This window comes from Puniceibacterium antarcticum (genome assembly GCF_002760615.1).
Lineage (GTDB): Bacteria > Pseudomonadota > Alphaproteobacteria > Rhodobacterales > Rhodobacteraceae > Puniceibacterium > Puniceibacterium antarcticum.
Genome location: NZ_AWWI01000100.1, coordinates 23755 through 36551, shown reverse-complemented (window position 1 = coordinate 36551; position 12797 = coordinate 23755). Strand labels below are relative to the sequence as shown.

The 12797-nt window shown below is 59.6% G+C and carries 14 protein-coding genes; 10 read left to right on the top strand and 4 right to left on the bottom strand.

The window, feature by feature from the left end; all coding sequences use genetic code 11:
• Nucleotides 1-159: 159 nt before the first annotated feature.
• The 4 genes from P775_RS13805 to P775_RS13790 are packed head-to-tail and all read left to right on the top strand — an operon-like array spanning nt 160 to nt 3455.
• Nucleotides 160-1101, top strand: a complete 942-nt coding sequence (locus tag P775_RS13805; RefSeq protein ID WP_099911532.1) for a nucleoside hydrolase — start codon at nt 160-162, stop codon at nt 1099-1101.
• Nucleotides 1098-1544: a GNAT family N-acetyltransferase gene (locus P775_RS13800; RefSeq protein WP_099911531.1), complete on the top strand. Its 447-nt coding sequence runs from the start codon at nt 1098-1100 to the stop codon at nt 1542-1544. The genes P775_RS13805 and P775_RS13800 overlap by 4 nt, the downstream gene beginning before the upstream one ends.
• Nucleotides 1541-2023, top strand: a complete 483-nt coding sequence (locus P775_RS13795; RefSeq protein ID WP_218967701.1) for a GNAT family N-acetyltransferase — start codon at nt 1541-1543, stop codon at nt 2021-2023. Before P775_RS13800 ends, P775_RS13795 begins: the two co-directional genes overlap by 4 nt.
• Nucleotides 2024-2036: 13 nt before the next feature.
• The gene (locus tag P775_RS13790; RefSeq protein WP_099911530.1) at nt 2037-3455 is read left to right on the top strand and encodes a protein adenylyltransferase SelO; all 1419 of its coding nucleotides are present in this window, start codon (nt 2037-2039) and stop codon (nt 3453-3455) included.
• On the opposite strand, the gene P775_RS13785 is transcribed toward P775_RS13790, so the two are convergent.
• The gene (locus tag P775_RS13785; RefSeq protein ID WP_099911529.1) at nt 3452-4339 is read right to left on the bottom strand and encodes a DMT family transporter; all 888 of its coding nucleotides are present in this window, start codon (nt 4337-4339) and stop codon (nt 3452-3454) included. The genes P775_RS13790 and P775_RS13785 overlap by 4 nt on opposite strands.
• A gap of 115 nt (nt 4340-4454) precedes the next feature.
• Between P775_RS13785 and P775_RS13780 the strand changes: the two genes are divergently transcribed.
• The 3 genes from P775_RS13780 to P775_RS13770 all read left to right on the top strand — a co-directional run bounded on the left by P775_RS13780 (nt 4455) and on the right by P775_RS13770 (nt 7312).
• A complete protein-coding gene (locus P775_RS13780; RefSeq protein WP_180287441.1) occupies nt 4455-5402 on the top strand; it encodes a zinc transporter ZntB in 948 nt (315 codons plus the stop codon).
• Between the two features lie 88 nt (nt 5403-5490).
• Nucleotides 5491-6357, top strand: coding sequence for a tellurite resistance TerB family protein (locus P775_RS13775; RefSeq protein ID WP_099911527.1), 867 nt, complete (start codon nt 5491-5493; stop codon nt 6355-6357).
• A gap of 64 nt (nt 6358-6421) precedes the next feature.
• Nucleotides 6422-7312 carry a DMT family transporter gene (locus P775_RS13770; protein WP_099911526.1) on the top strand — a complete coding sequence of 297 codons (891 nt, stop codon included), beginning with the start codon at nt 6422-6424 and terminating at the stop codon, nt 7310-7312.
• Here the strand turns inward: P775_RS13770 and P775_RS13765 are convergent, their stop codons facing one another.
• The gene (locus P775_RS13765) at nt 7313-8584 is read right to left on the bottom strand and encodes a DEAD/DEAH box helicase (RefSeq protein ID WP_099911525.1); all 1272 of its coding nucleotides are present in this window, start codon (nt 8582-8584) and stop codon (nt 7313-7315) included. It lies immediately after the preceding gene.
• Between the two features lie 335 nt (nt 8585-8919).
• On the opposite strand from P775_RS13765, the gene P775_RS13760 reads away from it, so the two are divergent.
• From P775_RS13760 to eno, 3 genes are all read left to right on the top strand, one after another.
• Nucleotides 8920-9333: a Fur family transcriptional regulator gene (locus P775_RS13760; protein WP_099911524.1), complete on the top strand. Its 414-nt coding sequence runs from the start codon at nt 8920-8922 to the stop codon at nt 9331-9333.
• A 181-nt stretch (nt 9334-9514) separates the two neighbouring features.
• Nucleotides 9515-9829, top strand: a complete 315-nt coding sequence (locus P775_RS13755; RefSeq protein ID WP_099911523.1) for a hypothetical protein — start codon at nt 9515-9517, stop codon at nt 9827-9829.
• 19 nt (nt 9830-9848) lie between these two features.
• Complete coding sequence (gene eno / locus P775_RS13750) at nt 9849-11123, top strand: phosphopyruvate hydratase (protein ID WP_099911522.1); 1275 nt, start codon at nt 9849-9851, stop codon at nt 11121-11123.
• Between the two features lie 100 nt (nt 11124-11223).
• Here the strand turns inward: eno and ccmE are convergent, their stop codons facing one another.
• Together ccmE and argC are read right to left on the bottom strand one after the other, a co-directional pair.
• Complete coding sequence (gene ccmE / locus P775_RS13745) at nt 11224-11679, bottom strand: cytochrome c maturation protein CcmE (protein WP_099911521.1); 456 nt, start codon at nt 11677-11679, stop codon at nt 11224-11226.
• 34 nt (nt 11680-11713) lie between these two features.
• Entirely contained in the window at nt 11714-12742 is a 1029-nt protein-coding gene (argC, locus tag P775_RS13740; protein ID WP_099911520.1) for an N-acetyl-gamma-glutamyl-phosphate reductase, read from the bottom strand.
• Nucleotides 12743-12797: the final 55 nt, after the last annotated feature.

Below are 12797 nucleotides of genomic sequence, written 5' to 3'. Positions count from 1 at the left end.
CCGCGTCATGTCGCGCGATTTTTCAAGCGCATCGTTTTATTTTTCAAGCTCATCGTTTTAAAGTCCCCGGTAAGGCACGATACCGCAGGGAATTTCCAAGAACCATTCCTCTTGAACGCTTGCCCGGCACATGCGACCAACCCTGAAAGGAGGGTTAGTATGGCACCCCGTAAAATTATCATCGACACAGATCCGGGTCAGGATGATGCTGTCGCCATTCTGCTTGCGCTTGCCTCCCCTGAGGAGGTTGAGGTGTTGGGTATCACGGCCGTGGCCGGAAATGTGCCATTGCCCATGACCCAAAAGAATGCACGCATTATCTGCGAACTGGCCGGAAAACCTGACACTCTGGTCTTTGCGGGCTGCGATGCACCGCTCAGCCGCAAGCTGGTCACTGCGGAACTTGTGCACGGCAAGACGGGGCTTGACGGGCCTACCCTGCCCGATCCGACAATGCCACTTCAGGAACAGCACGCCGTCGATTTCATCATCGAAACCCTTCGCAGGAACGATCCGCAGACGGTCACGCTCTGCCCGATCGGACCTTTGACCAATATCGCGACAGCCCTTGAAAAAGCGCCTGATATCGCGTCGCGCATTCAGGAAATCGTCCTTATGGGGGGCGCCTATTTCGAAGTGGGCAACATCACCCCAACCGCTGAATTCAATATCTATGTTGACCCGGAGGCTGCAAAAAAGGTCTTTGCCTGCGGTGCGCCGATCACCGTCTTGCCGCTGGACGTGACACATGCCGCGCTGGTCACGACGAAGCGAAACGCCGCCATCCGCGCCCTGAACACACCTGTTGGCGAGGCCGTAGCCCAGATGACAGAATTCTTTGAACGGTTCGACCGCGAAAAATACGGATCCGACGGCGCGCCGCTGCACGACCCTTGTGTGATCGCTTATCTGATCCAGCCCGATCTGTTCACCGGCCGCCACATCAATGTCGAGATAGAGACTGTGTCAGAACTGACACTTGGCATGACCGTCGCGGATTGGTGGGGTGTCACAGATCGCGCACCCAATTCTACCTTCATGCGCGCGATACAGGCCGAGGGATTCTTTGCACTGCTGACGGAAAGGCTGGGGCGACTGTGAAATCTCTTCATCTTGCCGTCGCAGAAGATGCGCCAAAGCTGCTGGAGCTTGTCGCCGCTATGCATCTTGACCAGGGTTACGGGACGGATGCCGCGCATCAGGAACGTTCTATCCTACCCCTTCTCGAAGGGTCTCCGCATGGCGCGGTCTGGCTGATCGGACCGCGTCGCTCACCTGTAGGATATGTGGTGGTCAGTTTTGGCTGGTCCATCGAATATGGCGGCATGGATGCCATTGTTGACGAGCTTTACATCAGGCCTGCGGTGCGGGGTCGTGGCATGGCAGGCGAAGCGATCAATGCCTTGGCCCAGGCATTGAAACAAAGCACGATCAAAGCGCTGCATCTTGAGGTGGATCGCTCCAACGAAACGGCGATGCGCCTTTATGAACGTTGCGGCTTTGTGGCGCGTGACAGCTACATGTTCATGTCACGCGTGCTTTGATACATCCTGAACCTGCGCCGTCCGATTTCGATGACTGGAATGGCCTTCTCGGCCTGATCAAGGACAGTTTCGCTTATATGAACGGTCGCATCGACCCGCCATCCTCTGCGCTCGCGCTCACAATTGCCTCACTGCGGGAACGTTCCAAGGCCGAATATCTCTATCTTGCAATGCCTCCCTTGGTTGGCTGTGCCTATTTCGCGCAACAGGCTGATGCTCTTTACATCGGCAAGCTGGCCGTGCGATCCACCGCGCAAGGCAGGGGTTTGGGACGTGCTTTTGTCCAACAGGCAGAGGTCTTAGCGCGGCGCCTGAACCTGTCTCGTTTGCGGCTCGAAACCCGAATCGAGCTGGTCAGCAACCACAGAGCTTTTGGCGCCCTTGGATTTGTCCGCACAGCGGAAAGAGCCCATCCCGGTTTCTGCAGAACGACTTCGATCACGATGGAAAAAACACTCTCGCAATCCGGCTCAATGTGATTACCTGTAACCAATGACATACATCCCCTTTGACAACAGCTTTGCCGCCCTGCCCGAAGGCTTCTATGCACGGATTGATCCTACCCCTGTGGCAGCGCCATCGCTGCTCGCAGTGAACCGTGGCTTGGCAAAAACGCTGCAGATCGCGCTGCCCGATGACGAAGCTGAGATTGCGCAAATTTTCTCTGGCAACACCGTTCCAAACGGTGCTGCTCCGCTCGCCCAACTTTATGCCGGGCACCAGTTCGGCCATTTCAACCCGCAACTTGGGGACGGGCGGGCAATTTTGCTGGGCGAGACGATTGGCAGTGATGGCCTGCGCCGGGACATCCAGCTTAAGGGCTCTGGACCCACGCCGTTTTCCCGCAATGGTGATGGCCGGGCTTGGCTGGGTCCGGTGCTGCGGGAATATGTGGTGTCCGAAGCGATGCATGCGCTTGGCGTGCCCACCACCCGCGCACTTGCGGCTGTCCGCACAGGACAGGATATTGCGCGCGAAGCGATGCTGCCCGGTGCCGTGCTGACGCGCGTCGCGGCCAGTCATATCCGCGTTGGAACATTCCAGATCTTTGCCGCCCGCCGGGATGCAAAAGCCCTGCGCCAGCTTTATGACTACACTGTCCAGCGACATTACCCGGATGTCAAAGACCCCGCAGAGCTGCTGCAAAAGGTCATCAACCGTCAGGCGGCACTGGTCGCGCAGTGGCTCAGCCTCGGTTTCATCCATGGCGTGATGAACACCGACAACTGCACTGTTTCTGGCGAAACAATCGACTACGGCCCTTGCGCGTTCATGGATGTTTATGACCCACAAACGGTCTTTTCCTCCATCGACCGGAACGGGCGCTATGCCTATGCGGCGCAGGCCGATATCATCGTTTGGAACATGGCGCAGCTGGCCACCGCGCTGATCCCGCTGATGCCCGATCCGGACGCCGCAGTCACGCAGTTCACCGAAAAGGTCCACGCCATGCCTGCGCTGATCCGGGCGGAATATGAACACCGGTTCGCGGCCAAGATCGGCATCGCAAACCCACGCCCTGCGGACAAGGATCTGGTGACCGCTCTGCTTACCCTCATGCATGTGAACGGGGCGGATTTCACCAACACCTTCCGCGCCTTGTCAGATGGAAATGCCCGGGATCAGTTTAGCAATCCTGCCGCCTTTGATGGGTGGTCAACCGACTGGCAACAACGCCTGAAAGAGGAACCCGGCGCTACCGAACTGATGCGCAACAGCAATCCGGCTGTCATTCCCCGCAATCACAGGATCGAGCAGATGATTGCGGCAGCGGTCGCTGGCGATGACGCCCCTTTCCACCGGTTGAATGCGGTCCTGTCGCGCCCCTATGAAAGTGATCCAAAGGCTGAGGATCTGCGTCGACCACCAACCCCGGCTGAGGTTGTTGCAGCCACCTACTGCGGTACCTAGGCCGTTCGCCGCAGGTTGATCAGCACGATCCCGACCGCCACCAACGCAAGGGCACCGATGATCCCCGCTCCCACGGGTTCCCCCAGCATCACCCAGCCGAGCCCTACCGAGAGCACGGGCGACAGGAAACTGAACGCCGCCACATCCGAGGCGGGATAGATCGCGATCAAACCAAGCCAGAAGAGAAAGCCAAAGCTCGCCACAAAGAGCGCCTGAAACCCCAGCCCGGCGAGATGGACCCAGCCGGGATCGCGCAACAAATCTCCGAACAGCGGCGACAGGGCCAGCAACAGCACCGCAGAAACAGCCAGCTGCAGGCTGAGCTGCGTTTCGGCATTCAGCTCAGACACTCTGGTCAGCCGCACGGTCAGCGCGATCCCCGCCCATGACAAAGCTGCGCCAAGGGCTGCCAGATCGCCACGCAAATCTCCGGCTGCCCGGGTGTGGGGATCAAGCAGCGCCCAGATCACCCCCGCCATGGCAAGCGCGAGGCCAAGGGCGCGTTGCAGCGACAGCGTTTCGCCCGGCAACGTGAAATGCGCGACAAGTGCCAGCCAGACCGGCATCGAATAGAACAGGATCGAGGCGCGCGAAACCGTTGTCAGATCCAGCGCTGTATAAAGAAAGATAAACTCAAGCGTGAAGAAACAGCCCAACAGCAGGCTTGGCCAAAGCCTGTCACGCAGGCCAGAAATTTTGCGCCCGCGTAGCCGCGCCCAAATCAGCACGATGCCAAGCGCCAGAACAGAGCGCAGCCCGGCAGAGAATACCGGGCCAAAGCCGCCGTTGGTGACCTTGATCACCACCTGATTGAGGGCAAGAACAGCGGCGAACACCACAAGGCCGCTCGCACCGGCAAAATCTATCGAGTCTCGTCTTTTCATGCCGCCATGGACACCTGCCCGCCCCAAAGGTCAAGTCGCCAAAACGATGGCAGAATCCCTCTCTCTGCGGCAGAACAGGACGAACCAATTGATTATACCAAGACCTGAGGATTCCATGACTCCGATGTCTGCCTTGGATATTACGCCAGACGGCCGTTCCACACCCACATCCGATCTGTCGATCCCAGTTACGTCTGGTTATCGCTGGGTGCATTGTGATCGCAACGATCCGTTTCTGGCCGATTGGCTGGCGGACAAGGTCCCCGAACGGGCCATCGATGCCCTGCTGGAGCCTGAAACCCGTCCGCGTGCCTTTGCTCATGACGGCGGGCTGATCGTCATTCTGCGTGGCCTCAACCTTAACGACGGGGAAGACAGGGATGACATGGTGTCTCTGCGCGCCTGGCTTTCACAACGGTTGATCGTGACCACGCGGATTCGTCGGCTTTATGCCACCCAGGATCTGCGCCGCTCGATCGAGGCGAATAACGCGCCGCCCACGCCAGCAGCATTTCTGGTCGCTCTGGCCGAAAACCTGACCGACCGAATCGAAGAGAATGGTGTCGCGCTCGAAGACCGGCTCGATGATCTGGAAGAGATCCTCTACGAAGACGACCAGGCCCTCGAAAGCGAAGACATTCCCGAATTGCGCCGATCCGCGATCCGGCTGGGTCGGTTCCTCAATCCTCAGGCGGCGGCGTTACATGCCCTGCTGGACACCCGCCTGCCCTTGATCGATTCCGCCATGCGCGAGGATCTGGGCGAGATTGCCAATGGCGCGCAACGCGCGGTTGAAGAGCTGAACGCCGTGCGGGACCGTCTTGCCGTGCTGTCGGATTATCTTGAGTCCCGCCAGAATGTGCGCCTGTCACGCAATTCCTATGCGTTGTCGGTGGTGGCGGCGGTGTTTCTGCCGATGGGGTTTCTGACCGGATTGTTTGGCGTCAATGTCGCAGGCATCCCCGGCACCGGCACGCCCTATGCCTTTGCTTTCCTGACCGCAGGTACACTGTTGATGGGTTTTCTCGTCTGGATGATCCTGCGCCTTTTGCGCCTGTTTTAGCTGTTTTTTGGGTTTTCACTGTCACAGGTGGTCATTTGTGGCATGCTGGGATGGCAAGAGATTGAATTTTCCAGGGAGGAGACACCGCATGGGACTGATGGGAACACTGGCCAAGGTGGCAATCGGATACGCGGCGGCGCGGGGCGTCGACAAGATGGCCGGAGGTCAGGGATTGGGTGGACCTCTGGGCGGCGGCGCCCAGATCACGGGCAAACATCCTGCCAGCAGCGCACAGGCCCAGATGGGTGACATGCTGTCGGGCAAGACATCTCAGGGCACGGACACGATGCAAAAGCTGATGGACAAGATGAAGGCATCGGGGATTGATCTGTCGGCCTTCAGCGGTGCTACGGGCGGCGCATCCAATCCCATGGCCTCGATGATGGAGCAGATGAAAAAAAGCGGCGTCGACCTGTCCTCGCTCATGGGCGGCAACAGTGGCGGCACCGCTGAAAAAGGTCCGCTGCTTTCTTCTGCTGCCCAGGGGGGCGCAGCTATGGCCGGGATGATGGCCGCCGCTGGCGGCGCGGCTGCAACGCAGGGCAAAGGCATTGCCGACATGCTGGACCAGTTCAATACCACGCAAACCGCCCCCGAAGCAGAGAAAAGCGCGGCCCTGATGCTGCGGGCGATGATCCAGGCTGCCAAGGCGGATGGAGAGATCGACAAGGCTGAAAAGACCAAGATCCTTGAAACTGTCGGCACAGATGCCAGCCCCGCCGACATCGCCTTTGTCAAAGCTGAACTTGCCGCTCCGGTTGATGTTGATGCGCTGGCCGCCGATACGCCGCAGGCGCAGCGGATGCAGGTCTATTCCGCCTCACTCATGACCATCCGTGTCGATACCCAGGACGAGGCCGAGTACCTCGATTCTCTGGCCAAGGCGATGGAACTGGACGAACCGACGGTGAACATGTTGCATATGCAGATGGGTCTCCAGCCGCTTTACAAGTAAGGCACAGTTGAAAACGCGCCGCGCACCCTTGACCGGTGCGCGGTTTTGCGGCCAAACATCGCGAATGAAATCTCATCCCCTTTTCGGTCTGCTGCTCGCCACCTTCGGCGCGCTGGTACTCACCCCCGACGCCCTGTTCATGCGTTTGTCTGGAATGGACGGAATGCAGATGCTGGGCTGGCGAGGTTTGTGCATGGGCAGCCTGTTCCTGCTGGTCTGGCTTGCCACCTCTGCCCGCCGACGCGCAGACCTTGGCATTCTGGCCAGCGGGACTGGGCTGACGGTGGTTGCCTGTCAGTTCACCAATGCCACGCTGTTTCCCACCGGCATCGCCCTTGCCCCGGTTTCGGTTGTGCTGGTCTCAGTCGCAACAGCGCCGGTGTGGTCTGCCGTCCTTGCCCGGGTGATCTATGGCGAACGCACGAGCACCGCCACCTGGATCACCATTGCCGCGGTTCTTGCGGGAATTGGCATCGCGGTCAGCGGCAAGGGCGCAGCAGCGCTGAACACATCCGCGCTATGGGGCGCGCTCTGCGGGCTTGGCGTCGCGTTTACACTGGCGATGAATTTTGTGACCCTGCGCAATTCCGGGAACGTTCCGATCCTGCTGTGCATCGGCATAGGTGCCCTGCTGGCGGGGGTAAACGGGCTGTTCTGGACAGGCACCGGGCGCATGACGGACGGTGTCGTATGGGCCATTGTCATGACGGGCGCGCTGATCCTGCCGGTGTCGTTCTTTTCGCTGTCCTTCGCCTCGCGTCATACGGCGGCGGCAAATGTCAGCCTGCTGATGCTGTTGGAAACCGTGATCGGGCCTGTCTGGGTCTGGATCGGCACCGGAGAGGTGCCAACCCCCAGAATGCTGACAGGCGGCGCGCTGGTTCTGATCAGCCTCGCCGCCTATCTGATTGTCAATGACCGCGCCGCCCGCAGACGGCGCAGTCTGATGGCCTGATCAGGCCGCTTTTGCAGCAGGCCGACCGCCGCCACCAGAACGACGGCGACGGGGTGCGCCCGGCTTGCCTGCACCCGCAGGCTTGCCACCGCCATTGCCACGACGCTGACCGCCATTGCCGCCGCGATCAGGTGTATCCAGACCTTCCCACGCGCGCCCTGAGGCGACCGGAATGGTCATTTTCAGAACCTTCTGGATTGCCTTCAGTTCGCCGATCTCATCCGGTGCACAGAATGCGATGGCCGATCCTTCACGACCCGCACGGGCAGTCCGGCCGATGCGGTGCACATAGTTTTCCGGCACGTTCGGCAGTTCAAAGTTGTAGACGTGGCGGACCGCCGGAATATCGAGGCCGCGTGCGGCCACATCCGTCGCCACAAGAACACGAACCGTGCCATCGCGGAACGCCTTAAGTGCGCGATCACGCTGGCCCTGGCTCTTGTTGCCATGGATCGACGCGGCGGCAAAACCGGCCTTTTCCAGCGTCTTCATCAGCTTTTCAGACCCGTGCTTTGTGCGGCCAAAGACCAGCGCCAGCTCGTCCTTGTGCTTGTCCAGAAGCTCGATCAGCAGCTTGGTCTTTTCCGCCTTGGCGATAAAATGCACCGACTGTTCGATCTTGTCCGCGGCTTTGCCCGGAGGTGAAACCTGTACCTTCTCGGGGTTGTTGAGGTACTCGCGCGACAGGTCTTCCATCAGCTTGGGCATGGTGGCCGAAAACAGCATGGTCTGACGCTTTTTCGGCAGATGGGTCGAGATCTGACGCAGCGCATGGATAAAGCCCATGTCAAGCATCTGATCCGCCTCGTCGAGCACCAGAAAGCTGCACTCGTTCAGGCGCACGGCGCGGCGTTCGATCAGGTCGATCAGGCGGCCCGGCGTGGCGACCAGCAGGTCGATGCCGCGTTCCAGCCGCTTGGACTGTGCGTTCAGCGACTGGCCACCAACAACAACCGCCACTTTCAGCGGCGATCCCAGGGTCAGTTCTTTCAGTGTTTCGGCAATCTGGCTGGCCAGCTCGCGGGTCGGCGCCAGCACGAGGCCACGCACGGATTTCGGATCGGGACGGCCAAGGCCGGAAATCTGCGCCACCAGCGGCAGGCCAAAGGCTGCCGTCTTGCCGGTGCCGGTCTGGGCCAGACCCATCACGTCACGGCCCGCCATGGCAAAGGGAATGGCACCAGCCTGAATCGGTGTCGGCTCGGTCAGGCCCATCTGGGTCAGACGGGTGACAAGCGACTTGGGCAGGCCCATTGTGGTAAAATCAGTCAAAACAGTTCCTTTCGGGCTGCGATATCGCAGCCGCACAACAGGCTGCTCTTGCGGCCCGTCAGGTGGAGAGGCACAGAACCGCCATCAGACCGAATGTCCGAAAGGCGTTGCACCCCATGCCCCACGCGTGATTTTGGAAGCAATCGCGGTCTCCGTGACCCGCGGCGCATGCTGCGCCGGTCAATCTGCTCACGCGGCAGAAGAGATCCGTTGGTTGCCTGATGCCCGCTAAAGCTTGGGAAGTCAAGAGAACTCCCAGATTTCGTGCAATTCGGGTGTTGGCCTCCCTACCCCGGATTGGCTAAAGCTAATGAACCCGAGGCCGCGAGGATTCCATGACCGACACCATCATCAGCCGCTGCGAAGCTATAGGCCTGCGCATGACCGATCAGCGCCGCACCATCGCGCAAGTGCTGGAAGAGGCAACCGACCATCCGGATGTCGAAGAGCTTTATGCGCGCGCCTCGGCCCGCGACGACAGGATTTCCATTGCCACAATCTACCGGACGGTGAAACTGTTCGAAGAGGCCGGTATCCTTGACCGGCTGGAATTCGGCGATGGTCGCGCCCGCTACGAGGATGCCGAACGCGACCACCACGACCATCTGATCGACATGCAATCGGGTGAGGTGATCGAATTCGTCGATTCCGAAATAGAGGCTTTGCAGGAAAAGATCGCCGCAAAGCTGGGCTACCGGCTCAAGGGGCACCGACTGGAACTCTACGGCGTGCCGATCAAAAAAGGTTGAAGCCACCGGAAAACGTGCCACTGCACGCCGAGGGTCTCTCGAAGAGAATTCAGAATGCCCTTGGACCCTGTCCTCGCCACTGCGCGCTTTCCGGCGTCGCTGTCCTAGACATGGACATTGCTGGCCTCTCTGGCCCGACGGCGCCTCGGCTCTGATTCTACTGTGCGGCACCGCCGTTGGCGTGTTGGGATATGACTGCATCATCCTCGCGACCCGGACCGGTGATGTTTTTCTTATCACGCTGTCACGCTATTCCAGACTGATCTTTGCGCTGATCCTCGGGATTCTGGTGTTTGGCAAAGGGCCTGACCTGTTGACCTTTGTCGGCGCCGCGCTGATCATCGCCTCGGGCCTTTATACCATTCTGCGCGAACGATATCTGGTCCGGAATGCTGCGCGGCAAGGCGCAGAACTGCAACGCGTAAGCGATCCGTTAGCGCTAACCGACGCGGTTTACTTTTTACATCCGCCTGCTATAGGCAGGATAAAAGATTAACCATCAAGAGACTGGACCCATGAGCACAATCATCGACATCCACGCCCGCGAAATTCTCGACAGCCGCGGCAACCCCACGGTCGAGGTCGACGTGACCCTCGAAGACGGCACCATGGGCCGCGCAGCAGTGCCTTCGGGTGCGTCCACCGGCGCCTACGAGGCGAATGAACGCCGCGATGGCGACAAATCCCGCTACATGGGCAAAGGTGTTCTTGAGGCCGTCGCCGCCGTGAACGGCGAAATCGCCGAGGCCCTGCTGGGTATGGACGCCACCGAACAGGTTGCCATCGACATGTCGATGATCGAACTTGACGGCACCGACACAAAATCCCGCCTTGGCGCCAACGCGATCCTTGGCGTGTCGCTCGCGGCGGCCAAGGCTGCGGCCGAATATAACGGCATGCCGCTGTTCCGCTACGTGGGCGGCACCTCGGCCCGTGTGCTGCCGGTTCCGATGATGAACATCATCAACGGCGGCGAACATGCCGACAACCCGATCGACATCCAGGAATTCATGATCATGCCCGTCGCGGCAGAGAACATCCGCGAAGCTGTGCGCATGGGCTCTGAGGTCTTTCATACGCTGAAAAAGGCGTTGTCGGCCAAGGGTCTGTCCACCGGCCTTGGCGATGAGGGCGGCTTTGCTCCAGATCTCGGCTCCACCCGCGAGGCGCTTGATTTCATTCTGCAATCCATCGAAACCGCCGGCTACACCCCGGGCGAGGATATCTGCCTCGCGCTCGATTGCGCTGCGACCGAATACTACAAGGGTGGCAAGTACGAAATGAAAGGCGAAGGCAAATCCCTCACCTCCGAGGAAAACGCCGCCTATCTCGCCCAGCTTTGCGCCGACTACCCTATCATCTCGATCGAGGACGGCATGTCCGAAGATGACTGGGATGGCTGGAAGACGCTGACCGACATGCTGGGTGACAAGATCCAGCTGGTGGGCGACGATCTGTTTGTGACCAATCCCAAGCGTCTGGCCATGGGCATCGAAAAGGGCTGCGCCAACTCCATGCTGGTCAAGGTCAACCAGATCGGCACGCTGACCGAAACGCTGAAAGCTGTTGAAATGGCCCACCGCGCCCGCATGACCAATGTCATGTCGCACAGATCGGGCGAAACCGAGGATGCGACCATTGCCGATCTCGCCGTTGCCACCAACTGCGGTCAGATCAAGACCGGCTCGCTGGCGCGTTCTGACCGGCTGGCGAAGTACAACCAGCTGATCCGCATCGAAGAGATCCTGGGCGAAACGGCTGAATTCGCAGGAAAATCCATCCTGCGCTGACTGAAAAAAGGGCGCGTGGAGCTTTCTCCGCGCGCCCGAATTCTTCTCTTTTCAAATACGCAAAATCGAACAGTTCACCGAAGTCGACCGCTGATATTTTTCAGCTGCCCGCTTCGTCTTCCTTGTAGACACCTTGCGCCTTGAGCGCGTCGATCACCTCTTTCGGCATGTAGCTTTCGTCATGTTTGGCAAGGATTTCAGAGGCTTCAAAGATTCCGTTAATGTATCGTCCAGTGCCGACCATACCCTGTTTTTCGTCAAACAGATCCGGGAGTACCCCAGCATAGACGACTGGCACCGATGCGCCGCCGTCGGTCACGCTGAAGGTGATCTCGTGCCCCTGACCGCGCTTGAGCGTGCCTTCCTCGACCAGACCGCCGATGCGGAACACTTCGGTGGGGCGCGGAGGTTCCTGCATGACCTGACTTGGGGAGCGGAAGAAATTGATCCCGTCCCGCATGCCGTAACCTATCAGCCCGGTCGAGATGACAAGGGCCACAGCCGCCACTGCCACAACCTGTATCCGGCGCTTTTTCTTTAACGATTTAAAGGCCATGCACGTCTCTCCTCACCCATCTAACGAACCTGACTTACGGAAAGCACGGCACCAGCATCAGGCCTGCCGTCTCTTCCTCACCTAGCATCAAATTCGCATTCTGCAAAGCCTGGCCCGAGCTGCCCTTGGTCAGGTTGTCCAGCACGCCGATGACGGTGGCCCGCCCCGGGATACGGTCGCCAGTCATACCGATATGGACAAAGTTCGATCCGCGCACGTGGTGGGTCGACGGCGTTTCCCCAAACGGCAGCACCTTGACGAAAGGCTCATTCGCATAGGCCTTTTGCAGCGTGGCATAGATCGCCTGAGGATCGCCTTTGACATAGGTGGTGGCAAGGATGCCGCGGTTGACCGGCATCAGATGCGGCGTGAACTGCACCTTGACCGGACGACCCGCAAGGGCGCTGAATTCCTGATCGAATTCGCCCTGATGGCGATGCGTACCGCCGACAGCATAGGCGTTGTAACCCTCGGACAGTTCCGCATGCAGAAGGTTTTCCTTCAGGCTGCGGCCGGCACCGGATACGGCGCATTTCATGTCGAGGATAATCTCTTCGAGGTCGATCACGGCCCCGGCCACAAGTGGGCGCAGGATGAACTGACCCATTGCGGCGTTGCAGCCTGTGCCCGCCACCAGCCGCGCCTTGGCAATCGCATCGCGGTAGAATTCCGTCAGGCCGTAGACCGCCTCTTTCTGCATGTCGACGGCGCCATGGGCGTTGCCATACCATTTTGTGTATTCCGCAGGATCACGCAGCCGGAAATCGGCGCTCAGATCGACGATCTTGAGCGTTTTGGGCAGCTCGCGGATCACCTCCTGGCTGGTCTTGTGCGGCAGGGCGCAGAAACACAGGTCGATCTGGCTGAAATCAATCTGCTCCCAGGTCACCAGATCCGGCAGATCCAGATGGCGCAGATGCGGAAAGACCTGTTCCATGCTTTGTCCGGCCTTGGAATTGGCGGCAAGGGCGGCGATTTCCATGGTCGGATGGGTGGCAATCAGGCGGATCAATTCGGCGCCGGTATAGCCGCTGGCTCCGATGATCGCGATTTTATGGGTCATGTCGTCTCTCCGTCCGCGCAGCGCCTCAGCGTTGCTTTTGACATTCTGTTTAGCG